Annotated in this window: 21 protein-coding genes; 13 read left to right on the plus strand and 8 right to left on the minus strand. The window is 34.8% G+C overall.

Translation table 11 applies throughout. The features are described 5' to 3' along the window. The first annotated feature begins 77 nt into the window (after positions 1–77). Positions 78–1,220, plus strand: a complete 1,143-nt coding sequence (locus L2B55_RS10205) for a putative sensor domain DACNV-containing protein (RefSeq protein WP_237844754.1) — start codon at positions 78–80, stop codon at positions 1,218–1,220. Positions 1,221–1,264: 44 nt separating this feature from the next. Here the strand turns inward: L2B55_RS10205 and L2B55_RS10210 are convergent, their stop codons facing one another. Next, positions 1,265–1,444, minus strand: coding sequence for a histone H1 (locus L2B55_RS10210; protein WP_237844761.1), 180 nt, complete (start codon positions 1,442–1,444; stop codon positions 1,265–1,267). Between the two features lie 412 nt (positions 1,445–1,856). Here L2B55_RS10210 and ccoS point away from each other — a divergent pair, with 412 nt between their 5' ends. From ccoS to L2B55_RS10245, 7 genes are all read left to right on the plus strand, one after another. Beyond that, positions 1,857–2,024, plus strand: a complete 168-nt coding sequence (gene ccoS, locus L2B55_RS10215; RefSeq protein ID WP_237844774.1) for a cbb3-type cytochrome oxidase assembly protein CcoS — start codon at positions 1,857–1,859, stop codon at positions 2,022–2,024. A 37-nt stretch (positions 2,025–2,061) separates the two neighbouring features. After that, complete coding sequence (ccoN, locus tag L2B55_RS10220; RefSeq protein ID WP_237844780.1) at positions 2,062–4,194, plus strand: cytochrome-c oxidase, cbb3-type subunit I; 2,133 nt, start codon at positions 2,062–2,064, stop codon at positions 4,192–4,194. A gap of 8 nt (positions 4,195–4,202) precedes the next feature. Beyond that, a complete protein-coding gene (locus L2B55_RS10225; protein WP_237844782.1) occupies positions 4,203–4,376 on the plus strand; it encodes a CcoQ/FixQ family Cbb3-type cytochrome c oxidase assembly chaperone in 174 nt (57 codons plus the stop codon). Between the two features lie 27 nt (positions 4,377–4,403). Beyond that, positions 4,404–5,396 carry a cbb3-type cytochrome c oxidase N-terminal domain-containing protein gene (locus L2B55_RS10230; RefSeq protein ID WP_237844784.1) on the plus strand — a complete coding sequence of 331 codons (993 nt, stop codon included), beginning with the start codon at positions 4,404–4,406 and terminating at the stop codon, positions 5,394–5,396. Between the two features lie 127 nt (positions 5,397–5,523). Then, a complete protein-coding gene (ccoG, locus tag L2B55_RS10235) occupies positions 5,524–6,936 on the plus strand; it encodes a cytochrome c oxidase accessory protein CcoG (protein ID WP_237844791.1) in 1,413 nt (470 codons plus the stop codon). A 13-nt stretch (positions 6,937–6,949) separates the two neighbouring features. Then, positions 6,950–7,393 carry a FixH family protein gene (locus tag L2B55_RS10240; protein ID WP_255696407.1) on the plus strand — a complete coding sequence of 148 codons (444 nt, stop codon included), beginning with the start codon at positions 6,950–6,952 and terminating at the stop codon, positions 7,391–7,393. A gap of 10 nt (positions 7,394–7,403) precedes the next feature. Then, on the plus strand, positions 7,404–8,105 hold the full coding sequence (locus tag L2B55_RS10245; protein ID WP_237844800.1) for a sulfite exporter TauE/SafE family protein: 702 nt from the start codon (positions 7,404–7,406) through the stop codon (positions 8,103–8,105). A 96-nt stretch (positions 8,106–8,201) separates the two neighbouring features. Here L2B55_RS10245 and pafA read toward each other — a convergent pair whose 3' ends face one another. The 3 genes from pafA to L2B55_RS10260 all read right to left on the minus strand — a co-directional run bounded on the left by pafA (position 8,202) and on the right by L2B55_RS10260 (position 15,482). Then, positions 8,202–9,827: an alkaline phosphatase PafA gene (pafA, locus tag L2B55_RS10250; protein WP_237844808.1), complete on the minus strand. Its 1,626-nt coding sequence runs from the start codon at positions 9,825–9,827 to the stop codon at positions 8,202–8,204. A gap of 85 nt (positions 9,828–9,912) precedes the next feature. Beyond that, positions 9,913–12,996, minus strand: a complete 3,084-nt coding sequence (locus tag L2B55_RS10255) for a DPP IV N-terminal domain-containing protein (RefSeq protein ID WP_237844810.1) — start codon at positions 12,994–12,996, stop codon at positions 9,913–9,915. 146 nt (positions 12,997–13,142) lie between these two features. Then, positions 13,143–15,482: a penicillin-binding protein 1A gene (locus tag L2B55_RS10260; RefSeq protein WP_237844817.1), complete on the minus strand. Its 2,340-nt coding sequence runs from the start codon at positions 15,480–15,482 to the stop codon at positions 13,143–13,145. A gap of 303 nt (positions 15,483–15,785) precedes the next feature. Between L2B55_RS10260 and msrA the strand changes: the two genes are divergently transcribed. Beyond that, on the plus strand, positions 15,786–16,472 hold the full coding sequence (gene msrA, locus L2B55_RS10265) for a peptide-methionine (S)-S-oxide reductase MsrA (RefSeq protein WP_237844825.1): 687 nt from the start codon (positions 15,786–15,788) through the stop codon (positions 16,470–16,472). 144 nt (positions 16,473–16,616) lie between these two features. Here msrA and L2B55_RS10270 read toward each other — a convergent pair whose 3' ends face one another. After that, a complete protein-coding gene (locus L2B55_RS10270) occupies positions 16,617–16,811 on the minus strand; it encodes a hypothetical protein (RefSeq protein ID WP_237844827.1) in 195 nt (64 codons plus the stop codon). Between the two features lie 740 nt (positions 16,812–17,551). Next, on the minus strand, positions 17,552–17,902 hold the full coding sequence (locus tag L2B55_RS10275) for a hypothetical protein (RefSeq protein ID WP_237844829.1): 351 nt from the start codon (positions 17,900–17,902) through the stop codon (positions 17,552–17,554). A gap of 340 nt (positions 17,903–18,242) precedes the next feature. On the opposite strand from L2B55_RS10275, the gene L2B55_RS10280 reads away from it, so the two are divergent. After that, positions 18,243–19,241 (plus strand): lipid A deacylase LpxR family protein, encoded by a 999-nt coding sequence (locus tag L2B55_RS10280; RefSeq protein ID WP_237844831.1) that lies wholly within the window; start codon positions 18,243–18,245, stop codon positions 19,239–19,241. Here the strand turns inward: L2B55_RS10280 and L2B55_RS10285 are convergent. Beyond that, the gene (locus tag L2B55_RS10285) at positions 19,238–19,603 is read right to left on the minus strand and encodes a Rieske (2Fe-2S) protein (protein WP_237844853.1); all 366 of its coding nucleotides are present in this window, start codon (positions 19,601–19,603) and stop codon (positions 19,238–19,240) included. The genes L2B55_RS10280 and L2B55_RS10285 overlap by 4 nt on opposite strands. A 142-nt stretch (positions 19,604–19,745) precedes the next feature. Between L2B55_RS10285 and L2B55_RS10290 the strand changes: the two genes are divergently transcribed. The 3 genes from L2B55_RS10290 to L2B55_RS10300 all read left to right on the plus strand — a co-directional run bounded on the left by L2B55_RS10290 (position 19,746) and on the right by L2B55_RS10300 (position 22,910). Then, complete coding sequence (locus L2B55_RS10290; RefSeq protein ID WP_237844860.1) at positions 19,746–20,531, plus strand: TIGR00266 family protein; 786 nt, start codon at positions 19,746–19,748, stop codon at positions 20,529–20,531. Continuing rightward, a complete protein-coding gene (locus tag L2B55_RS10295) occupies positions 20,524–21,429 on the plus strand; it encodes an aldose 1-epimerase family protein (RefSeq protein ID WP_237844862.1) in 906 nt (301 codons plus the stop codon). Before L2B55_RS10290 ends, L2B55_RS10295 begins: the two co-directional genes overlap by 8 nt. A gap of 194 nt (positions 21,430–21,623) precedes the next feature. Beyond that, a complete protein-coding gene (locus tag L2B55_RS10300) occupies positions 21,624–22,910 on the plus strand; it encodes a citrate synthase (RefSeq protein ID WP_237844878.1) in 1,287 nt (428 codons plus the stop codon). Positions 22,911–23,254: 344 nt separating this feature from the next. Here L2B55_RS10300 and L2B55_RS10305 read toward each other — a convergent pair whose 3' ends face one another. Continuing rightward, the gene (locus L2B55_RS10305) at positions 23,255–24,517 is read right to left on the minus strand and encodes a NupC/NupG family nucleoside CNT transporter (RefSeq protein ID WP_237844880.1); all 1,263 of its coding nucleotides are present in this window, start codon (positions 24,515–24,517) and stop codon (positions 23,255–23,257) included. Between the last annotated feature and the right edge of the window lie 62 nt (positions 24,518–24,579).

Genomic DNA, 24,579 nt, shown 5'->3' on the forward strand with positions numbered 1-24,579 from the left:
TAAGATTTCATCCTCAATATTTACAATATTTTGTTACCTTAAACAATTACGGCGGTGTTTTACTTTATAATCCAACAATGATATCAGAACCAAGTTACCTTGCAGCACGAATTGCAGCACCATATATAGAAAAACATTTTGAAAATCATCAGTCAGAAGCACTCATTTCGAATCAAAGTCATTTGGTTGTCGCGCCCTCATCCCAAATGATTGAAACAGTCATTGATACTTCTTTTTGGGCCAGCTTACGACATGAAGAAGGAATTCCTCCTAAATTTTCCATTGTCTTATTGCCTCCTGAGTTAGTCGATAACCCAATAGTTTTTGAGCATAAGATACGTCTGACTCCCAAAAACATTACCAAATTAGCACCGGCTCTTGAAGGTCCGGGTATTCATTTGGGAGTTTGGTTTGAAGATAATGAGATGTTTATTTGGGGAACAGTATTTACCATTTCTTTACTATGCTTAGTGCTGGAAGTAATTGAACCGGGATTATTAGTTATTAAGCATAAACGATTAGACGGTTTCGGTAAGTTTGTAAACGTTGTAGTTCTCAAAGGCGATGATATTAAAATGGTGGATGAAGAAAGCTTAAGTCTTACCGATTGCCCTGCCATAATCAACTCACTGAGTGGCATGCCCTTACCGAAATCACAAAATGACGCTGTAAATGTGTTAATAGAATTAGCTGCAAGTATGCGGACTCATAAAAGGGGAGGGTTACTTTTGGTGGTTCCTGTAAATTCAGAGGAGTGGCGAAATTCTATCGTTCATCCGATTTCTTATCCGATGATAACTGCTCATAATTCAATTTCATCATTAATGGAACAAGAATCCGAAGCCAGGACAGATACACATTGGCAGGATTCATTCAAGAGGGCGGTTGAAGTAATTGGGGGCATCACGGCAGTGGACGGAGCAACAATTTTAAATGAAAATTATGAGCTACTTGCTTTTGGAGCAAAGGTGACGAGAGCAGAAAATAGTTTAACAGTTAATGAGGTAATTATTACCGAACCCATAGTCGGAGGAGGAGCAGTGCGTATTCATCCTTCACAAAACGGAGGCACACGTCATTTGGCTGCTGCTCAATTTGTTTATGACCAACGTAATGCAATGGCGTTGGTGGCATCTCAAGATGGCCGTTTTACCATTCTTACATGGTCTGATGAGCTGAACATGGTTCATGCCCATCGTATTGATACTTTATTGCTATAAAAGTTATAGTCTAAAAATCAAAAAGGCCCTTTGTGGGCCTTTTCTTATTTTTCTTTGTTCTTTACCTCAGTAACTAGATTACGGACTTCCTGTGCTGCATTTTTAATATCCATCATCGCTTTTCTTAAGCGTGTTCCGGCAGCGCCATTTCCTTTGTCAAAAAATTTGCTTGCATCGTCTTCCGCAGCAGCAATTAGCTCTTTAAGGTGTTTGAATTTTTCCATAAATAATATATGTAAGTTTAAACTGTGTTTGATTGTAAATGTAAGATATAAAATCTCAAATAAAAGTATTTAATTATACTTTTTTGTTTTTATTATCTCCTATTAGTTCGTTCCAATCGTTATCAATAACTAAAATACAACGATTTTTTGTAAGATAAAACTGTTAGTTGTTTTAGGGTTTAATTTTTAAATGGAATATTAAAAAATGAATAAAAAAAGCTTTGTTTTACTCATAATTTATTAAATTATACGGTTGATAATAAGTCAATTAAGCATGTTAACAAATTCCGTAATTGATTCTATATTATAGTATTAAGATCATAATTATTATTTAATAAAACTTCCAAAACATGATATAGGTCATGTTTTATCTTTCAGTACACTAATACTTTTGTGACAATCAGTTGACAAAATGAGCGCGTTAATTATTCTATTGATTATTAGTCTTTTAGTTGCAGTTGGCTTTCTGATAGCGTTTATTTTCTCCGTTAGAAGTGGTCAGTTTGACGATGATTATACTCCCTCAGTACGCATTCTATTTGATGATACGGAACCAATAAATGAAGAAAATTTAAATTAATTATATATAGACACAATTAACTACGCAACAATACAATATGGAAATTGAAAAGTTCTCATACGACAATCGGATTGTTAAACAGTTTGCCAATGCAACCATTTTTTGGGGAATTGTTGGCATGACAGCAGGTCTTTATGCTGCTCTGCAACTCGTTTTTCCTCAACTTAATCTTGGGCTTGAATACACTACTTTCGGAAGAGTAAGACCTGTGCACACAAATGCAGTAATTTTTGCATTTGTGGGAAATGCTATTTTCACGGGTGTTTACTATTCATTGCAGCGTCTTTGTAAGGCACGAATGTTTAGCGATTTTCTAAGCAAACTCCATTTTTGGGGATGGCAATCCATCATAGTCCTTGCAGCAGTCACTCTTCTACTAGGATACACTACTGGTAAAGAATATGCTGAATTAGAATGGCCACTTGATATTGCTATCACTTTAATTTGGGTTGTTTTTGGTGTAAATATGTTTGGTACCATCCTTAAGCGAAGGGAAAAGCATATTTATGTAGCCATTTGGTTCTATATTGCCACTTTGGTTACCATTGCGGTTTTACACATCGTGAACTCTATTGAATTGCCAGTTACAGCTTTAAAAAGCTATTCGGCTTACGCAGGAGTACAAGACGCCCTTGTGCAATGGTGGTATGGACATAATGCGGTTGCATTTTTCCTTACTACACCTTATTTGGGACTCATGTACTACTTTTTGCCTAAAGCTGCTAATCGTCCCGTTTATTCTTACAAACTTTCAATTGTTCACTTTTGGGCACTCATATTCTTGTATATCTGGGCAGGTCCTCACCACTTGCTTTATACAGCATTGCCTGACTGGGCTCAATCATTAGGAACTGTTTTCTCTGTTATGCTTTTAGCTCCATCATGGGGAGGTATGCTTAATGGGCTTTTAACTTTGCGTGGGGCTTGGGATAGAGTTAGAGAAGAGCCAGTGCTCAAATTCTTTGTGGTTGCGTTAACAGCATATGGTATGGCCACTTTTGAAGGCCCGATGCTTTCGCTGAAAAATATTAACGCAATAAGCCATTTTACTGATTGGACGGTGGCACACGTACACGTTGGTGCTTTGGGATTTAATGGTTTCTTAACCTTTGCAGTTCTTTACTGGTTATTCCCGAAATTATTTAAAACAGAACTATATTCTAAGAAATTGGCCAATTGGCATTTCTGGTTAGGAACATTAGGAATTATCTTTTATGCTGTTCCTTTGTACTGGGCCGGATTTACACAGAGTTTAATGTGGAAAGAGTTTACAGAAGAAGGATTGTTGAAATATCCAAACTTCCTTGAAACTGTGCAGCAGGTTCTTCCAATGTATGCAATGCGTGCTCTAGGTGGTAGTATATATTTGACAGGTGTTATTGTAATGACCTACAACCTTATTAAAACAGCTAGATCGGGTTCGTTTGTTGCTAATGAACCAGCTGAAGCTCCTGCATTAGAACATGAAGCATCACATACTGGAGAATTTTGGCATCGTGTGCTTGAACGTAAACCTACCTTAATGCTTGTAGGAAGCTTAATTGTGATATTAATCGGTGGATTAGTTGAAATGATTCCAACATTTCTGGTTAAATCAAATATTCCTACGTTAAGTAGTGTTAAACCATATACTCCACTTGAATTGCAAGGACGAGACATCTATCTGCGTGAAGGATGTTACAATTGCCACTCACAAATGATCAGACCTTTCCGTGATGAAACTGTACGTTACGGAGAATATTCTAAAGCAGGAGAATTTGTTTATGATCATCCGTTCCAATGGGGGTCAAAACGTACAGGACCTGATTTGCAAAGGATTGGTGGTAAGTATCCTGATTCTTGGCACTTTAACCACATGTTTGATCCACCATCAATGGCACCGGGTTCAATTATGCCGCCATATCCATTCTTGTTGGACAAGCAACTTGACATTAGTACAACTCCAGCCAAAATTAGGGCTATGCAAACTTTAGGAGTACCTTATTCTGCAGGGTATGATCAAAAAGCAAATGAAGATCTTAAAAAGCAAGCCTTAGCAATAACAGCCAGTTTGAAAAAGGATGGTATTGATACTAAGAGTGATCGTGAAATTATTGCATTAATTGCTTATCTGCAACGTATGGGTACTGATATTAAAGGACAAAATAAAATGACTCAAACTAATAAATAAGTTAGATCATGAAATTTATCAATTATCTCGAATCGATTTCAGGAGTAAGTGTTTACCCTATGATTTCTTTGATGGTATTCTTCATTTTCTTTATTGCACTTGGTATTTATGTTTTGAAAGCTCCTAAGCAATATTTTGATGAAGTAAGCAATATTCCACTGGAAGGAAACGAAAACAACTAATTTAAATTAACACAAAACAGTTTGAGAATGAAATTCCGAACTTCTATTAAACCTTTATTGGTTTTGCTACTTACAATGTTGTTTAGTAAAACAGTTTTAGCTGTGCAACAACTTGGACAATTTGGGCCTGGCGCCGGAACTCCCGCTGAAGACAAAGCCTCTGCCTCTTCCGCCGATTTAGTTTTTTATGTACTATCGGCAACAGTAATTGTGGAATTATTAGCCATTGTGTTTTTGGCAATTGTAATTCTTAAACTTATAAAAGTGTACTATGGAGTTGAGGTTAAGTCAGTATTGTTAAATAAAGTTCAAGAGGAAGCAGCAGTCAAGCCGGCCAAAAAGAAATGGTATTCCTTTGAACGTATCAATAAAACTGTGTCTATTGAAAAAGAAGGTGAGTTATTGATGGATCACGATTATGACGGTATACGCGAACTAGATAATAAAATGCCACCATGGTTTATTTGGTTGTTTAATGTAACTATTTTCTTTGCTGTTGTTTACTTACTTGTATATCACGTTTTCCGGTCGGCGCCATTACAAATTCAAGAATATAAAAACGAATTGGCAGTCGCAGAAAAGCAATCAGAAGAATTCCGTAAAAAATCGGCCAGCTTGGTTGATGAAAATTCTGTAGTACTACTTACTGATCAAGCTCAAATTAAATCAGGTCAAACCATATTCAATACCAATTGTGTCGCTTGTCACGGTTCAAAAGGTGAAGGTGGGGTAGGACCTAATTTGACTGACGATTATTGGCTGCACGGAGGAAGTGTTAAAAACATTTTTAAAACAATTAAATATGGTGTTCCTGAAAAAGGAATGAAATCTTGGCAACAGGATATATCTCCTTCACAAATGCAAGAATTGGTAAGTTTTATTAAAACCTTGCATGGTACTAATCCTCCAAATGCAAAGGAAAAGCAAGGTGAATTGTATAAAGATGGATCGGAAGCAGAAACCAAACCAGCAGATACGACAAAAACTAAGGCTGATTCGTTAAATACTGCAAAAATGTAATTTGATTCAATATTCTTAAGATATACCAAACGCACTCAGTGCACTCCGGCAATTGAGATCGGAGTGCATAATTAATTACTTTCTAATTGACTTCATTCAGAAGCACTAAAATCCATAAGAGTTGAAAATGGCTCAAGAAGATGTATTATATGACGATGATGATTTTAGAAATCATTTAGCTACAGTTGATGAAAAAGGTAAACGTAAATGGATTTATGCACAAGAACCCTCAGGAAGGTATTTTAACTATCGCACTTTATTAAGCATAGTATACCTCATTATATTTTTCGCATTACCTTTTATTAAAGTAAATGGTCACCCTCTTTTTTTATTTAATATTTTAGATCGAAAGTTTACTTTATTTGGTGTTACTTTTTGGCCACAAGATTTCTTCATTTTTGGTCTTGGAATGATAACCTTCCTGGTTTTCATTGTTCTTTTTACTGCTATTTTCGGTCGTGTTTTTTGTGGTTGGGCCTGCCCTCAAACTATATTTATGGAAATGGTTTTCCGAAAAATCGAATATTGGATTGAAGGAAATAATAACCAACAACGAGTTTTGAATAATGGCCCATGGACGAATACTAAAATCTTTAAGAAAAGTCTTAAACACTTTATCTTTTTAGCTATATCATTTCTCATAGCCAACACCTTTTTAGCTTATGTAATAGGTGTTGATGAACTTTTGAAAATCATTGGTGAACCTATTGGACAACATTTTACTGGTTTTATAGCCTTGTTAATTTTTACATTTGTTTTTTATGGCGTGTTTTCTTACATGCGAGAACAAGTATGTATAGCCATTTGTCCTTACGGAAGGTTACAAGGTGTTTTGCTTGATAAGGATTCAATAGTTGTTGCTTACGATAGAATTAGGGGAGAAAAGCGCGGAAAATTCAGGAAAAATGAGGCTCGAACACTCGGCGATTGTATTGACTGTTATCAGTGCGTTAAGGTTTGTCCAACAGGAATCGATATTAGAAATGGTACTCAATTAGAATGTGTAAACTGTACAGCTTGTATTGATGCCTGTGATAATATTATGGATAAGGTTGGGTTACCAAGAGGGTTAATTCGTTTTGCATCTGAAAATAATATAGCTAATAAGGAAAAGTTTCGATTAACACCACGAATTAAGGCCTACTCTGCAGTACTTGTTTTATTGGTTGGTGCAATGGTTGCAATGTTAGCTACCCGGAAGGATTTAAGCACAACAATAACTAGAGTAGGGGGGATGTTGTATCAAAAACAACCTAATAATCGCGTTAGTAATTTATATAACATTAAAATATTAAATAAAACTAGGCATCAATTGCCAATTCAATTAAAAATTGAGAATGATGGTATTAATGCTGAAATAAAAATGGTAGGCAAATCACTTGTAGTAAAGGCAGAAGAAACAGAAAATAGTACTTTTTTTATCATTTTGCCACAATCGGCAATAAATAAACGGAAAACTAGCTTAAGAGTTGGAATTTATAACGGTAATAAAAAACTTGAAACCATAAATACATCATTCCTTGGGCCTTTAACTGATTAAAAATGAAAAGATTATGAAATTGAATTGGAAATATTTTACGATTATATTTTTTCTGAGTTTCGTAGTGTTCATTTTGTTTTTGGCTTACAGAGCAATGCGAGAAAATTTTGAGCTGATTTCACCAAATTACTATGCTGATGAACTTAAATATCAAGAGAAAATTAACGCTAGTGAAAATGCTGGAACATTAAGTGAATCTTTAAAAGTTGAAGCAATAAATAAATCGATTACTATCGATTTACCTAAGGATTTTGAGGGTAAATCAATATCTGGTGAAATTAATTTAGTACGCCCTTCTGATAAAAGTAAGGATGTAAAGGTTCCGCTCAATGCTTCAATGAAGGGTGTCCAGCAAATTTCTTCCAACAAATTTGTAAAGGGATTATATCTATTGCAAATACAAGTTAAATGTGATGGAAAAGACTATTTCTTTGAACAGAATATCTTTATGCAATAAAGCTTAAATCATGATTGAAGCCTTTATTTTTGGTTTTATTGGCAGCTTTCATTGTATAGGTATGTGTGGCCCAATTGCAATGGCATTGCCGGTAAGAGAACATAATTCAATTTTAAATCGAATTAGTATTGTAATGCTTTACAACATAGGTAGGGTACTTACTTATGCTGTCATTGGATTGTTATTCGGTCTAATTGGAATGGGTGTTAGGTTAGCTGGATTTCAACAAGGGTTATCTATTTTCTTAGGAATAATCATGTTAGTTATTACGTATTTCACCTACTTCAATCGTGGAAAATTATTTAAAGTAGATATATTGCAAAAGCCTTTAAACAGTATAAGGCAGGCGATTGGAAAGTTATTTAGAGCGCAATCTGCCTTATCATTGTTTGGTATAGGCTTGCTAAATGGGTTGCTTCCTTGTGGCTTTGTTTATTTAGGTGTCATTTGGACAACTTCATTAGGTAATACATTACATGGAGTGCTATTTATGACTTTTTTTGGCTTAGGAACAATTCCGGCAATGCTCGGCGTAAGTTTAATGAGTAACCTGTTTAACCTAAGTTTGCGTAATAAAATAAACAAAGTAATTCCTGTATTTATGCTTGTAGTTGGAATACTGTTAATTGTTAGAGGATTAAATTTAGGAATACCTTTTATCAGTCCCCATATCGAAAACCTCCAAACCGCTTCTCCAACCAACTGCCACTAATAAACGAATATCCTTTAGTGTAAAAGAAGAAAAAAACGGCACTACTGTTAATAGTACCGTTTGGAATATTTTGAGCTCAATATTATTTGAACAAAACTATTTTGTTAAATCCTGAATTGGTAGTCCTACACAACCTACTGGTTCTTGGATATTTAGCAAAGTTGCAAGGGTGGCTGCAATATCAACAATTTCGGTACGTTGACTGATTGATTTTGGTTGAATATTCCAACCATACCAAATAAGTGGAACATGAGTATCATTAGTATATATACTGCCGTGTGTTGTTCCCTGCATTTTACTTCCCGACATCCAGCTTGGTTTTTCCATTATATAAACATCCCCTGAACGTTTAACATTGATGCCGTTTTTGATCATTCTAAGTTGATAATCTGGTACGAGAGCATTGGAAATATTATTCAAATCGATCACATTAGCTATTCCATCCAATTGCATTAAAAAATCTTTAACAAGTGTAAATACATCTTCATACTTCACACTTTTTTCTTTTAAGAAAGAATGGTTGAAATATAATTGATCATTAATAGCATATTCAATCCATTTACCGTCTCCCAATTTTTCGGAAAGGTGAGTATTTAAAGCCTTGCTAATTTTCCTGTCATCATTAATTCCTGCCGGGATTTTTACGCTCAAATTATATCCTGCTACATTAGCTACCCCATGGTCGGCTGTTAAGAAAACAAGCACATTCTCTTTCCCTAAATACGAATCTAGAAAGGTTAAGAGTTCTGAAATATCTTTATCTAAACGCATATAAGTGTCTTGCGCTTCAATTGAATTAGGGCCAAAAGCATGACCAACATAATCAGTTGAAGAGAAACTCACTGCAAGAAAGTCAGTATATTTACCTTTACCCAATTGCTCATTTTTTAATATGTTAATAGCAAAATCTTTGGTCAAGGTATTGCCGAATGGAGTTGTTCTTAATACTTCATAGTTTACAGCTTTATGTGGAAACACTGGTTTTTCTTCACCAGGAAGCGGCCTTTCAAATGCTTGATCATCGGTTGCACTTTCAGTATATTGATTAATTGGTAATAGAGTTGTCCAGATTTGATTAAGATAACTATCGGCTGGACGCTTTTCATTAACTTCTTTAACCCATTTAGGAAGTTCATTCATATAAAAGGAACTCGTAATCCAGTTTCCTGCTGAAGAATCGAACCAATAAGCTGCGTTAGCAGTATGTCCTGCAGGTAAAATAGAACCTCTGTCTTTTTGAGAAACTCCAATTACTCGTGAACCAAAGTTATTTGACAAACGTAATTGATCGGTAATTGTAGTTACGAGTAAATTTTTAGGGGACATTAGCCCTGCCTTTGAAGTACTGCCTACGGTTACCACTGTAGTATCCTCGGTACAATACATTCCCTTTTTAATATTTTTATCATACCAATCATTACCTGCTATCCCATTTATTGCTGGTACACTTCCTGTATAAACTGAAGCGTGTCCTGGGCCAGTATATGTGGGTACATAACTGTAATGATTGTTTTTGCAATTAGATCCTTGCTGCATTAATCGTTTAAATCCACCAGAGGAGTATTTATCGAAATAACGATAGAGGTAATCGTATCTCATTTGATCCACCACAATACCAACCACCAATTTGGGTTTAGTTGGAGTTTGTTTTGTAGAACTTTGAGCTGAAGTGTTAAGACAGGTTACTATTATTGCAATAGTTAAAATGGAATTTTTGAGCATACTTTTTTATAAATGTTGCTCAAAAATAAAAAAGATTGCCTCATTAGAAGCAATCTTTAATACTAATGTTTTGTTTCTTCAGCTATTACCAACCTCCGCCAGAAATGAATAGTCCGAAATAAGGTTTAGGATTATATCGTTGAAATGGAATTGCTACATAAGGTTCCAAAACTGCATAACCAAAAAGATTCACTCTTAAAGTTAAACCTGAACTTACTATTGGTGAGTATACTAGTTTTTCAGGAGAAACTAAGTTTCCTCCTTGGTCATAAATAGGAGGTACATATGGCTCTGGTTTCCAAGAAAGTTGTACAGGATAACCATTTCTCCAAGCTAAACCACCATCAACAAAAAATGCCAGATCGGAGAATAAAAAGCCTGATTTAATTTTTGAAAGCTTTTCAGGACCTGTTAATGGAAAGCGAACCTCAAAATTAGCAATGGCCATGTGGTCACCCAACAATTGTCGTTCATTAATTCCTTCTCCATTAAAGCTAAAATTATTATACAAAGAGTTTGTGTTATATGCCCTCACTAGTTGGTCATATCCAATATATATAGGATAAAGGAAATTTAAATCTTTAACAGAGCCATACCTTCCATAATACATTCCTCTGAATGCAATTGTCCATGGTTTATAGTACAAGTATTTGCGATAATCAGCTGTTGCAGAAGTGAAATTATACGTTCCAATGCTTTGGCCTAATTGAAACCTAAAGCGCTCACCTTTTACCGGAGCAGTTAATCCAAATTGAGAATTATCACCAACAAAAGCACCTTGCAGGTTTAACAAGTTAAATGGTGTAAATCCAAGTGCTCGAGAGTCAAGCTTCTGCCTGTCGCTTCCTAATGGATAACCGGTTGATGCTTCATAGTAGTCGCTATACTTATCGATGCGATAACTATAATGATTGAGACTCGTACTTAGTTCCCACCTTAATGTTTGTGATACAGGATAATAGCTATAGAATGCCAATTCCTCAATAAAGGTACGCTGTCTGTAGAAAGGATACTCAACCACAGTTCTAGAGTCGTCGGTATATGTTGGTTCACCATAATAAGCACTTAAATAAGGAGTATGTGATAGACCCAACCCCCAATTAACTCTTCCAGCACGATTTAAATAAGTTACCCCACCACCTATATCATATATTTCACCGTTTACTTGTGCAACTGCGAAAAGTTGATTGCGATCCAAAATATCACCAAATAAAAATCCAACGCCTCCAGCTACTCCTGTTCCAAATTGTGAGTTATACCCTACACCCACACCGCTCTGCTGAACAGTAACCAAGCTAAATTTAGGTCGATAAGGTGCTTTTAAGTAATCTGATGAATTGTAAGGAATTTTAATATTTTCCAAATTTTTGCTCAAAATACTTTCTTTGGGAAGATCAAAAGGAGGTAGTAATGAAGCAGTAAAATCAGTTACTTGAGGATCAACTTTGAAGCGCGGAAAATCAGCAGCATCTGCCTTGTATAAATTATAATCCCCGTGGCGGAACAAACAATAAGCAATTAAATCATTTTTGCCACCAACGCTAAATGCAGGTGCATCTTCTGTAATACCGCTTATTCCTGTAAAATATTTTGTTAACTTATAAATCTCTTTTGTTTCGATAGTGTATTCATACAGATTACGCATACCATCTGCGTTAGAAAGGAAGAATATCTTTTTATCATCATTAGAAAATTGAGCATTGAAATTATTCGCACCAGGGAAAAAGTCCAGCACTTCAATTGTGTTACTTTCCAAGTTATAAATACAAATTTTATTTGAGCCGAATTTAAGTTTAGGCAAATCTGTATCTGAACCTCTGTCTGATGAAAATACTATGTATTTGCCATTATTAGACCAGCTTCCATGAAATTCTGAATGATAATCATCTGTTAATCTTCTAACTTTTTTGGTTTGAAGATTATAAATGAATAAATCAGACTTGCCATTATTCATGGCTGAAATTAGCATTTGTTTACCATCAGGAGACCATGATGGATTAGAAAAATAGGGGAGAGAGTTAATCTTTATTTCTTCTATAGTTCTACCGCTTCTAACATCAACAAGCACCAATACACTTTTCCCTTTAATCATTACGATATAAGCATACCGTTGACCATCTGGAGACCAGGTACCAGCATCCTGTATGTAATTGTAGTTATCTACGTGTAATTTTTCCGCCTGTGATGAAAGTTTTCTGATTACACGACCAGATCTTACATCAGCCAGGAATAAGTCAATAGAAAACAGATTCTTCTCACTGAAAAAGGTTACGTAATTACCATCAGGGCTTAAAACTGGAGAAATATTCATTTCGCCTAAATCTTCCTGACGGATTAACTTTTTACCCACTAATGCAATAGTATCTTGCATAAATGGTTTGTAATTTTCAATTGTTCGAGTTTTCCACATATTGGATAAAACTCTTTCTTCATACCCCAAAGTACTGTCAACAGCCATTTGATAGCCAAACTTTGCAGTATTCACAAACAGTGGTTTAACAACGGTATCCCCCCAAACTCCTGCTACAAAAGCCCAAAATGCTTGTCCGTAACGATATGGGAAATACTTATTGGTTGTAGTAAGGTCTTTTAAGCTTGGGAAGTCTTTGCTAACTACAGCATCACGCATCCACATAGCAGTATGTGAATCCTTTCTGCCTAAAGATAAGTATTCAGCCATACCCTCAACCATCCATAAAGGAAGGTTCTGAATGTTATATAAACTTAATGAGTCAGCATTTTTTAGAATGTCATATTGGAAGGCATGCACCAACTCATGTCCTAATACGTGATCTGTTTGTGCATTGGCCTCAAAGAAAGGCATAAATACCCGGCCTCTATAACCTTCAGTAACACCACCGGTTCCTTGACCAATATTCTCATCAGATAAAGTGGTCTGCGAAAAATCCGAATGGTTATTATAAATCATTATTGGATTTTTATTATCAAATCGATGCTCAAGTACACTTCTATGACGATGGTACCATCTTTCGCTCATATCTGCGAATTTATTGATCACCGTATCGTTATTCATGTAATTATAAATATCGAAATGTGGTGTCTTTAGGAGCTTGAACTTAAACTTCTCATATTGCACCTTATTTCTTCCAAAATACTGTGCATTAGAGGAGTATCCGGTTAATAACAAAATTAATGAGAGGAAACTCATTAATAACTGTTTTGTAAAGAACCTATGCATGATTGGAGTATAAATATATTTAGTGTAAAAATTAAACTGTGAGTTAAACTTGAATTTGACTTCAGGTAGACCTCACTGTTTAAACATATATACGAAAAAAATAGTTAAGATGAAACTTATAACTCGGTATTTATGCTATCTGGCATTGTTTCATACTCTACATCAGCACTATCTGTGCCAGAGGTTGTATCCCTCCGAGGGACAGAAGTAGGGCAATAATACTTTGTCTTGATTTTAATAGTAGGTTTAGGAAATTTACCCATAGTTATACCTAAATGAGGGTCGGAATACACTTTCTCCATAAATTTTCCAAAAATTGGCAAAGCTGTTTTTGAACCTTCTCCGTATGCACTTGACATAAAGTGTATGTTTCTGTCATCACAACCAACCCATGTTCCGGTAACCAAATCTTTAGTTACCCCCATATACCAACCATCTGAATAATTGGACGTTGTGCCTGTTTTGCCTCCAATTTCATTTCCATTTTTAAATAAATCATACTCCCACAATGCTTGAGAGGTACCTCCAGGTTCTTGTATTCCTCCTTGTAGCATATAAATCATTAACCAAGCAGTTTCTTCACTTAACACACGTTTAGGTTCGGGTTTAAACTCTTTTATCATTTTTCCATCTTTATCATAAATTTTAGTAACCAATAACGGTTTTGAATAAACGCCTTTATTCAGAAATACACTATAAGCGGATACCATTTCAAAAAGGTTTACATCATTTGAGCCCAGTCCTACCGATGGAACAGATTTAAGAGGACTTTCAATACCGCATTTATGGGCATACTTTACAACGTTATCCCAACCCACTTTTTCGGTCAATTGAGCTGTGACTGAGTTACATGATTTACCCATTGCCCAACGCAATGTCATATCATAACCTGTAAAATGCCAATCTGCATTTTTAGGTGACCAACTTTTGGGTTCCCCATTTTCAATATAGTTAATGGTTACAGGCTGATCTTTTATTTTATCGCAAGGTGACATTCCCTTATCAATTGCTGTTAGATATACAAAAGGTTTAAATGTTGAGCCAGCCTGCCGCTTAGATTGGATTACGTGATCAAATTTGAAATAGTCATTATTAATACCTCCGACCCATGTTTTAATGTGTGATGATGAAGGTTCAACAGTAAGCATACCTACCTGTAATATTTTAGAATAATACTGCACAGAGTCTATAGTTGAAAAAGTGGTATCTCGTTCACCTTTCCATGTAAACACTTTCATTCGTTTTGGAGAATTCAAAGCAGCATTTATGGAATCGACATTGCCTTTAAATTTCTTTTGAAGATCTTTATAAAGCGGAAGTCGCTCAATCATAGTTTCTAAATAATTCGGTATTTCATCACCTTCTTCATTTGTCCATGGGTTACGTTTTTGCCAATAGCCGTAAAATCGACGTTGTATCCATGCCATACGATCAGCTACAGCTTCTTCGGCATATTTTTGCATCCGAGAATCAATTGTTGTATAAATTTTCAAACCATCAGCATAAATGTCATATTCGTTTTCCTTAGCCCAATCTTTTAACCAGTTAGCTACTGCAGCTCGTATATAAGAATCCTTTTCTTGCAGATTATCTTCTTTATATCTAAGATCTAAGATTATTGGCAACTTGGATAAATGGTCGTATTCAGACTTAGATAAATGATGATACTTTTCCATTTGTGAAAGCACCACATTGCGGCGTTCCGCAGATTTTTCAGGATTTGAAATAGGATTGTAAGTTGACGTTGCTTTAAGCATTCCAATTAACACCGCAGATTCTTCCGTTGCTAATTGATTAACTTGTTTATTAAAGTATTTATTTGCAGCAACTTTAATTCCGAAAGAATTATTTCCGAAAGGCACTGTGTTAAGGTAAAGTGTCAGGATCTCATTTTTAGAATAAACCATTTCGAGTTTAACCGCTGTAATCCATTCTTTAGTTTTATAAATAAGTGTGCGTAAAACTGGAATATGCGTTAACAATCCAAATGATTTTTGCCTGCGGGTTTGATACAAGTTTTTAGAAAGTTGTTGTGTTATGGTACTAGCTCCCCGCCTATCACCACTTAGAGTGGAAAAGATACTTGAAAACAACGAACGGATATCAATGCCTGAGTGATTGTAAAAACGAGCATCTTCAGTATCAATTAAAGCATTTTTAAGATTTTCAGGAAGATCTTTATACTCTACCGGAGTACGGTTTTCTTTATAATACCTGCCAATTAAAACACTATCGGCACTGTAAAGTTCAGACGCAGTGGCAAGAGGTGGATTTTTCAGATCTTTAAATCCTGGTGAGTAACCGAACAGCCAAAATAAATTTAGGTCAACAGCCAGAAAGAAGACTATTACCGAAACAAAAAGGTAAATTAAAACTCTTAAAAACTTATTTTTTGGTAGAAAAGCGTTGATTTTCTTGAAGAAATTTCTGATTGACGAACTAATCTTACTGAACATCAGATGGTTAAATTTAATTGATTTACATTACAAAGTAATGCTTTCTTTTAATTTACAAAAAACAAATTGTGTTTAATAAAATGAACTGTTTTAACGAAAAAACTTGAATTAATTTACTAAAATAAAGCCTAATTTTTAGAGTTCATTTGTCTCATTTTCGATAACTTCTATACATTGCTAACGGTTTAATCTTTCTTAAATTATTTTGAACAAATACAACATCGTAAAACTATTGTAACAGATTTATGTTGATAAAATCTAATCAAAGATTTTCTACGTTTGTCTGGATATAAAACTTAAACAATGAAAGATTTAATCATGCAAGCTGGCGAAAAGAGTTTTTTGAGCCTAATGTTAATTGTGTTTTGTGTTACTGCTTGCGCTCAAAAGCCTGAAGAAAGGAAAATTAAACCGTTACAAGTAAACAATGTTTCAAAGCAGATGGGAAATAATAATATAATAGATACAGTCACATTTGGTGCAGGCTGTTTTTGGTGTGTTGAAGCAGTATTTCAACAATTAAAAGGAGTTAAATCGGTTGAATCAGGATATTCAGGCGGTCAGACGGATAATCCGACTTATAAAGAAATATGCACCGGAGAAACCGGTCATGCCGAAGTTGCCCAAATTGTGTATGATCCAAAGGTCATTAGTTTTGGTGAGTTACTTGAAGCTTTTTGGAGCAGTCACGATCCAACTACTCTAAATCGACAAGGTGCCGATCAAGGCACACAGTACCGTTCGGTAATTTTTTACCATAATAATGAACAAAAAGAACTTGCAGAACAGTATAAAAAAGAATTGGATGCGTCTGGAGCATTTAAAAATCCAATTGTTACTGAAATAGCTCCATTTTCTAAATTTTATAAGGCCGAAGCTTACCACCAGAATTATTACAATTTAAACGGGGATGCTCCGTATTGTCAATTTGTAATTGCCCCTAAATTGGAAAAATTTAAAAGGGTGTTTAAAGATAAGCTGAAAGAGTAATTAGCTGTTGTAGATAATATTATTCGCTTAATATTGTTATGAAAATTCTGCTAATAAGGGAATATAAACTTCTCCATTTAGAATTATATATTATCCAAATTTAAGAAGGTGGAAAAGCAGGGTTTGATTGGGAGTATATTCCTTTTAATTAATAAGACCTGAAAAATAAAAGAGGTCAACGGTTAAAGTAGCTGAATTTGCAATTGCTGCATTTAAATTGTTAACAAAGTTCTTAGTGGTTGATTTTTTAAAGTTATAAGCTGTTAAAACAGCAGCTTTATCTTCTTTGCTTTTTGTTATGGTATCATCCCAATCAAATAAAATAGCTGAGCTTACCAATAATGAAGCAAATAAGTAATTTGGTGTAGATAATGATTTTCTGAAAAAGCAATTAGTTTTGTGTGCAAAAAACTAACTGTTTATTGAAAGGAATTTTTTGCGTTTAGGCATGAGAAAAATTGCGAACGCAAAAAGAATATTGATTGCGATACTCACTGGGGTATGTAAGCGCACAACACTTAAATAAAAACTATTGCTTGCCACAAAGCGGAAATTTACAAAGATGGCTATTAGGGTATAGAATAAATTTATGACAATTAATCCTATGGAAATCAATGCCTTGTCGTTTAAAATCAGATCGCCACTTTCTTTGAATAACAATCTGTTTATATGCTGAATGGAAAGAACAACTAATACAAACGAACTGATTGCCCAAGAGTAGTTATTTAAATTCAAAAAACTCTTAATTAAGGATTCTATGGTCCAAATGCATAGTATTAATAAGTTCAATCCGAAAAACAATTTCTGCCTTTTAAAATAAAAATTCCATTTGTTTAATTGTTGATTAATCAAAATAAAAACCAATAGTATATTTATATTAAGCAAGAAATGGTTATTGATATTAAATTTTCCAAGTATTTGACACAGAATGTCGATTATAAAGGAGTATATTATAAAAAAGATGAATGTTTTATCAGACACCTCAACTTTATTAATTTTATATAGCCCTAAGATTAGGGCTATAAACAAGCTAATTGAATTGATATCGTTTAGGTCAAATACCATTTTTAGTTATCAAATTAAAACGATGAAAGACCACAATCTGGAGGGCAGATTTTAATCGGTGGATCAATTCCTCCATCTTCTTCATCAAAAGCTATTTCACGTTTAGCACTTTGTGGTAATACATCAGCTCCGGCTTCATTATAGCCCACTAAAAATAATTGCACCTGATTTTTCTCATCTTCTGCAAAATACGCTCTGATACCTTTACACTCAGGGTTACTTAATATTTTTTGTACGGATTCTGAACTGAAATCTATTGAATTTGGCATTTTAACGCCGTTAACATGTTTTAATGCATTGTTACGGTAATTGTCCACCATTTTCTTTGCCTGCTCCAGTGAAAGCTTTTTGTTTTGTGTTTTCATTTTTAGTATTGATTTTTTGATACAACAAAAATATAAATCAATAATTAACTATTTTTACTTTGATTCAAAATGCGTACAAGTACGGGTTAAATTTGAGTAGTTATACGTAAATATCTGGGTATTTATACTCACGATTTTCTATTGAATAATTTTCAACTTTACGGTATCAAAAACAAGATTCCATTTCAATTAACAAAGAAATAATCTCTTTATCCCCCTTCTGCCTGAATTTAGCTAGGTAAAAACTAACTAACCACGTTAAAAAAATAAACGCTGAACTTGGCCGTTTCAGCGTTTTTTTGTTGCTTTATGCCTTCATTTTCAAATTCATATAATAAAATTGAATCGATCTATATTCTTCTGGGCATGTGTGCTTTTTTTATTCTTTTTTGAACAGAATATATTCGCTCAAAAAATTAAGCAGTTTCATTATCAATTAAGCGGCAAAACCGATAATGATTCCTATGCTTTTACTGGAGGTGATCGTTATTATTCAAATGGATTATTCATCTCTTTACGCAAAGCAATAAATTCAGAAAACAAAAGCTGGTCGCCAAATACTGCAAAGAAAATTTATGGAATTGAGTTAGGGCATGAAATTTATATGTCTAATGTTTCGCAACGTGGATATTATCAAGAAGATCTTATTGACAGACCTTATGCGGGTTATATTTATATAAATGGTTTATGGGCAATTCATTATATAAATGAATCTTCCTTACAATTTTCAGGTGCAGTAGGTATAATTGGCCCTTCAACCAAAGTAGATCAGCTTCAAAGTTGGACGCATAATGCATTTGGTTATTATCATCCAATGGGTTGGGAGCATCAAATCGAAGATTTATGGGGGATTAATCTCAGTATTAATTATCGTAGAATGCTATTAAATAATAAGGCAGGCAAGCGTTTTTTTGATGCATCTATAATTGGCAAGGGTGATTTAGGAACTTTCTTTTCAGGGGCATCTGCTAGTGGAATTATTCGGCTAGGTAAATTGGAAAAAGCCTTTAATAGCTGTGTGTTTAATGCCAAACCAACTAATAGCAAGAATGCATCAATTAATGAGCGTGATCATGAATGGGCCTTTTACTTGCAGCCATCCTTTAATTACGTTGCATATAATGCAACAATACAAGGCGGTATGTTTTCTACTCAATTTTCGTCTGAAGAAATTGTGAAACCTATTCAGCCTTGGTATTTTGGTCAGCAAGTAGGTTTTATGTATTCCCAAAATCGTTGGGGAGTAGATTTATCCTACAACTTTAAATCGAAAGAAACAAAGCATGCTGTTAAAACCAATCAATACGGTTCATTCAAACTACTTTATTTCTTTAATTAAAGTAGTTTAAACCAATTTAGTGGATTGATCATTGACAAAGGAAGTTCAATATAAATCTGGTCGTTAATGCTTTTCAGATTGTAGGTGCGGACACAATCTCCTTGATCAACTGAACCTCGTCCTGTAATTAAGTCGAAAGTATGCCTATGAACCGGGCAGACTAGCTTATCATTTTCAATCCAGCCAGAACTTAAATTTCCTCCGGCATGTGGACAATTGTTTTGAACGCCATAAAATGAATTTCCTTTTTTAATCAGGCAAAATTTGCGTCCTTGAATTTGGGCAAATCCAACATGATATAAGCCATTTGAATCAGCAGGCCTCCAGGCAACACTATCTAATTTATACCATTTTAAAGCCATGAAATTTTTACCATTATAAAATTTTACTTCCGATAAGTTATGGTATTTTTATCAAAAAAAATCGACCCTGAAAGTTACTTTATTAGGATTGAATTTATAGAAAATCAAACAATAAACTTATTCAGATACAAATTAAACACTAATGAAAAGCAATCATGAAATTGATTTTCGCATTTATGGCGAAGAATTACAATGTGTAGAAGTTGAGCTTGATCCACAAGAAACGGTTGTTGCCGAATCAGGAAGTTTTATGATGATGGATCAAGAAATTCAAATGCAAACCATCTTTGGAGATGGTAGTCAGCAAAATACAGGTTTTATGGGTAAGCTTTTTTCGGCAGGAAAACGCTTACTAACTGGTGAAAGTTTGTTTATGACTGCCTTTACCAATCAGGGTATAAATAAAAGGCACGTAACATTTGCTGCACCTTATCCAGGAAGAATTATTCCAATGGATTTGCATCAGTTAGGAGGGAGTTTAATTTGTCAGAAAGATGCTTTTTTATGTGCTGCAAAAGGCGTTTCAATTGGAATAGAGTTTCAACGTAAGCTAGGGACTGGTTTATTCGGTGGAGAAGGATTCATCATGGAAAAACTGGAAGGTGATGGATTGGCTTTCGTGCATGCCGGGGGCATGGTGGTAGAAAGAGAGCTCCATCCAGGTGAAGTTTTAAAAGTAGACACAGGATGTATTGTAGCATTTACTAATACAGTAGATTATGATATTCAGTTTGTTGGCGGAATTAAAAATTCATTATTTGGAGGTGAAGGGTTGTTTTTTGCCACTCTACGCGGGCCAGGTAAAGTTTGGATTCAGTCATTGCCAATTTCTCGTCTGGCTGGAAGAATTCTTTCAATGGCAACAGGTCCAAGAAAAGAAGAAGGAAGTATTTTGGGTGGTCTAGGTAATTTAATTGACGGTGACTAAATCAATTCAATTGGATACTGTACCTACAAACCAAATGCATATTCTCGAAAACAATTTTCTATCCATTAAGGTTAATAGCAAGGGTGCAGAAATAAATAGTATCTATAATAAGCAAACTAAGTTGGAGTATTTATGGCAGGCTGGGGAAGCTTGGGCTAAACACGCTCCTATATTGTTTCCAATTGTTGGCAAGCTAAAAAATGATACTTATCAAATTAATGGTAAAAGTTATGAACTAACTCAACATGGCTTTGCCCGCGATTTGAATTTCGAATTAATCAAGCAAACCGAAAATGAGCTTATTTTTGGCTTGAACAGTTCGGATCAAACAATCAATAAATATCCGTTCAATTTTAACCTCGAAATAATTTATCGCTTAATCGAAAACATACTCGAAGTTGAAGTTAAGGTAACTAATACAGGTAATGAACAAATGTTTTTTTCAGTAGGTTTCCACCCGGCATTTAAAGTTCCAATAGAACCTCATTTACGCTATGATGATTATTATTTGGAGTTTAAGGAAAAAGAAAATATTGATCGATGGTCAATAGTAGGAGGGTTGATTGGTGAACCTTATAGTAAGGTTTTACAAAATGAAAATCATTTGCCTTTAAATTATTCTCTGTTTAATGAGGATGCCTTAGTGTTTAAATCACTAAAATCCTCAAAAATTACCTTAAAGAGCGATAAATCGGTTAATGGATTGGCGTTTTTCTTCAATAATTTTCCGTTTTTCGGAATTTGGGCAAAAAAGAATGCTGATTTTGTTTGTTTAGAACCCTGGCACGGCATTGCTGATGCAGTTGAGTCTAATCAACAGTTGAAAAATAAGGAAGGCATACGTTCATTAGCTCGTAATGAGGAATTTAGCTGTGGTTACCAAGTTGCAACTTTTTAAAATTCTTCATTGTTTAAATTAAAAATGTCATTATTTTTTAAAATATTTCAAAGAAAAGTACATTTATTTTTAAATCTGTCTTAATTAATTAAATTTGGACTTCCATAAAAACCCGTTCAAGATAATTCACAGAAAATCTATTATTGCGGGTTGTTTATGGCTTCCTTACAATCAAATAGATTTTCACAAACGTTATGTCAGAAGTAGCAGAACTTAAATTAGGAGACAAAACGTACCAGCTTCCAGTTATTACCGGTACGGAAAATGAAAAAGCCATTGATATTACCAAATTAAGAGATCTTAGCACTCATATCACTTTAGATTCGGGCTACAAAAACACAGGGGCCACTAAAAGTGCTATCACTTTTTTAGATGGTGAAGAAGGTATCTTACGTTATCGTGGTTATCCAATTGAACAGCTTGCCGAAAAGTCTTCTTTTTTGGAGGTTGCGTACTTGCTAATATATGGAGAGCTTCCTACCAAAAAGCAACTAGAAGAAGTAGCTTATGCTATTAGTCGTCATACATTGATTCATGAAGACATGAAGAAGTTTTTTGATGGTTATCCATCAAAAACACATCCAATGGGCCAATTAGTTTCTTTGGTTTGTTCTTTATCTTCATTCTATCCTGAGTCATTAAATCCAAATCCATCTAAAGATGAGATTGAATTAACTATGTTAAAATTGGTAGCTAAAATGCCTACCATTGTTTCATGGATTTTCAAAAAAGCAATTGGCCATCCATTGATGTACCCTCAAAATAAGTTTGACTATGTGTCAAATTTCTTATACATGACTTTCGGTCATCGTACTGAGGAATACCAAATGGACCCTGTGTTGGTTGATGCCATGAACAAATTGTTGATTTTACATGCTGATCATGAGCAGAACTGTTCAACTTCAACTGTTCGTATAGTTGGTTCATCAGATTGTAATCTATATGCTTCTGTTTCAGCAGGTATTGCTGCACTATGGGGACCGTTACATGGTGGGGCTAACCAAGCTGTAATTGAAATGCTTGAATTGATTAAAAACGACGGTGGTGATGTTGATAAATGGGTTGCTAAAGCAAAAGATAAAAATGATCCATTCCGATTAATGGGCTTTGGTCACCGTGTTTATAAAAACTTCGATCCTCGTGCAAAAATCATCAAGAAAACCTGTGATGATGTATTGGGTAAATTAGGTATAAACGATCCAGTATTAGATATTGCTAAGAAACTTGAAGAAGTTGCTTTAAATGATGAGTACTTCATCAGTCGTAAGCTTTATCCTAATGTTGATTTCTATTCAGGTATTATTTACCGTGCAATGGGCTTCCCTACGGACATGTTTACAGTATTGTTTGCTTTAGGTCGTTTACCAGGTTGGATTGCACAGTGGAAAGAAATGCGTGAAAATAAAGAACCTATAGGTCGTCCACGTCAAATTTATGTTGGTCATACAACTAGAGAATATATTCCGATTGAGAAGCGATAATTTTAAATCGTATCTGTAAAAAGAGAACGCCTTCCCTAAAACACACTGTAGGGAAGGCGTTCTCTTTTTATTAAACTTATAACCAGAAACAAGAAACTGAACGAGATATATTGCATGATGAATATCACGTGGCCAAGGTTATAACGGTCACTTCTGAAATAAATTAACTTTAAAACGAAGGCACAGAGAGGTATCAATAAGAAAATAAGGTGTTTAGGCTTTTTACAAATGCAGGTCAAATTGATTTCATAATTTTTTCTTGGCTGTGATTTTCTTTTGCCACTAATCACCCCTCCCTTTAATGCCGTGTTGGCACTATCAATTTTTACAACCTGTTTTCACGGCTACATTAAGATTCCGGCAATAGTGGCTGATAGGTAGGAAGCCAGTGTGCCACATAATAAGGCTTTCAGACCTAATTTAGCTAAATCAGCTCTGCGTTCTGGAATCAAAGCACCAATTCCGCCAATCTGCATCCCTACACTGCTAAAGTTTGCAAAACCACAAATAGCAATACTTACAATCATTAAGCCTTTTTCGGTTACAATAGGAACAGATTTATTGGTAAGATTTAGAAATGCAACAAACTCATTAATAGTAATTTTTTGGCCGAGAAGTGTCGCTACATTATCCACATCTGCAGCCGGAACGCCCATGGCCCATGCAAAAGGGTAGAATATCTTACTGAATATATAATTAAGTGTTAGGTTGAAATCAGGGTTAAAAAGATGACCAATTGAAATCAATACTGCATCTAGCAAAGCAATTATTGCAATAAAACCAATCAACATCGCAATAACATTCATAGCGATTTTAAACCCATCTGCAGCTCCATGCGATATAGCATCAATTACATTCGAGTAACTGCTTTTTACCTCAAGTTTAACCTTTCCTAGGGTTTGACTTTCTTCAGTTTCAGGAAAAACAATTTTAGAAATCACCAAAGCTCCAGGAGCCGCCATTAAACTTGCCGTAATGAGCTTAGGAGCTAGGTCCATTCCTGCTTGTGCTCCCATTTTTGCGTAAACTACCAAAATTCCACCTGCAATACAAGCCAAACTGCCACTCATACTGGCTAAAAGTTCACTATTAGTCATTGTTTTTAGGTAAGGACGAATCATTACTTGGGCTTCAACCTGGCCAACAAAAGCACTCGCAACATTACTTAATGCTTCAGCACCACTCACTCGCATAATATAGTTCATGGCCTTTGCTATAATTGAAACAATTCGTTGCATTATACCAAAGTGATATAAAACTGCAACAAGAGCGCACACCAATATTATAGTTGCAGTAACATTAAAGGCAAAAACAAATCCTCCTGAAGTATAGTTCCCGATAGTTCCATTACCTTTATCTACTGCCAAGCCCCCATAAACAAAAGAAGCACCTTGAAATGCAAAGTGCTCGATTTTAGCCATTCCTTTTCCTAGCATTTCAAAAAACTGCCTAACCAATGTTATCCTGAATACTAAAACGGCAATAAAAAATTGAAGGAAAAAACCGCTTAAAACAACGCGATAATTTATTTTTTGACGATTATTTGAAACTAAAAAAGCAATGCCCAAAATAAGGACAACACCTAATAATCCGGTAAATCTACCCATATTTAAGCATCTGTATTCTTGAAATAGAAATATGCAACTAAATAGATAAAATCGATCAAATA

Origin of the sequence: Solitalea lacus, from assembly GCF_022014595.1 — a bacterium.
In the GTDB taxonomy this organism is placed as follows: Bacteria; Bacteroidota; Bacteroidia; order Sphingobacteriales; family Sphingobacteriaceae; genus Solitalea; species Solitalea lacus.

Bases quoted from the DNA above. Each gene is read 5' to 3' on its own strand.
- L2B55_RS10205 (WP_237844754.1), top strand. From the start codon at position 78: ATGATATCAGAACCAAGTTACCTTGCAGCACGAATTGCAGCACCATAT.
- L2B55_RS10210 (WP_237844761.1), bottom strand. From the start codon at position 1,444: ATGGAAAAATTCAAACACCTTAAAGAGCTAATTGCTGCTGCGGAAGAC.
- ccoS (WP_237844774.1), top strand. From the start codon at position 1,857: ATGAGCGCGTTAATTATTCTATTGATTATTAGTCTTTTAGTTGCAGTT.
- ccoN (WP_237844780.1), top strand. From the start codon at position 2,062: ATGGAAATTGAAAAGTTCTCATACGACAATCGGATTGTTAAACAGTTT.
- L2B55_RS10225 (WP_237844782.1), top strand. From the start codon at position 4,203: ATGAAATTTATCAATTATCTCGAATCGATTTCAGGAGTAAGTGTTTAC.
- L2B55_RS10230 (WP_237844784.1), top strand. From the start codon at position 4,404: ATGAAATTCCGAACTTCTATTAAACCTTTATTGGTTTTGCTACTTACA.
- ccoG (WP_237844791.1), top strand. From the start codon at position 5,524: ATGGCTCAAGAAGATGTATTATATGACGATGATGATTTTAGAAATCAT.
- L2B55_RS10240 (WP_255696407.1), top strand. From the start codon at position 6,950: ATGAAATTGAATTGGAAATATTTTACGATTATATTTTTTCTGAGTTTC.
- L2B55_RS10245 (WP_237844800.1), top strand. From the start codon at position 7,404: ATGATTGAAGCCTTTATTTTTGGTTTTATTGGCAGCTTTCATTGTATA.
- pafA (WP_237844808.1), bottom strand. From the start codon at position 9,827: ATGCTCAAAAATTCCATTTTAACTATTGCAATAATAGTAACCTGTCTT.
- L2B55_RS10255 (WP_237844810.1), bottom strand. From the start codon at position 12,996: ATGAGTTTCCTCTCATTAATTTTGTTATTAACCGGATACTCCTCTAAT.
- L2B55_RS10260 (WP_237844817.1), bottom strand. From the start codon at position 15,482: ATGTTCAGTAAGATTAGTTCGTCAATCAGAAATTTCTTCAAGAAAATC.
- msrA (WP_237844825.1), top strand. From the start codon at position 15,786: ATGAAAGATTTAATCATGCAAGCTGGCGAAAAGAGTTTTTTGAGCCTA.
- L2B55_RS10275 (WP_237844829.1), bottom strand. From the start codon at position 17,902: ATGAAAACACAAAACAAAAAGCTTTCACTGGAGCAGGCAAAGAAAATG.
- L2B55_RS10285 (WP_237844853.1), bottom strand. From the start codon at position 19,603: ATGGCTTTAAAATGGTATAAATTAGATAGTGTTGCCTGGAGGCCTGCT.
- L2B55_RS10290 (WP_237844860.1), top strand. From the start codon at position 19,746: ATGAAAAGCAATCATGAAATTGATTTTCGCATTTATGGCGAAGAATTA.
- L2B55_RS10300 (WP_237844878.1), top strand. From the start codon at position 21,624: ATGTCAGAAGTAGCAGAACTTAAATTAGGAGACAAAACGTACCAGCTT.
- L2B55_RS10305 (WP_237844880.1), bottom strand. From the start codon at position 24,517: ATGGGTAGATTTACCGGATTATTAGGTGTTGTCCTTATTTTGGGCATT.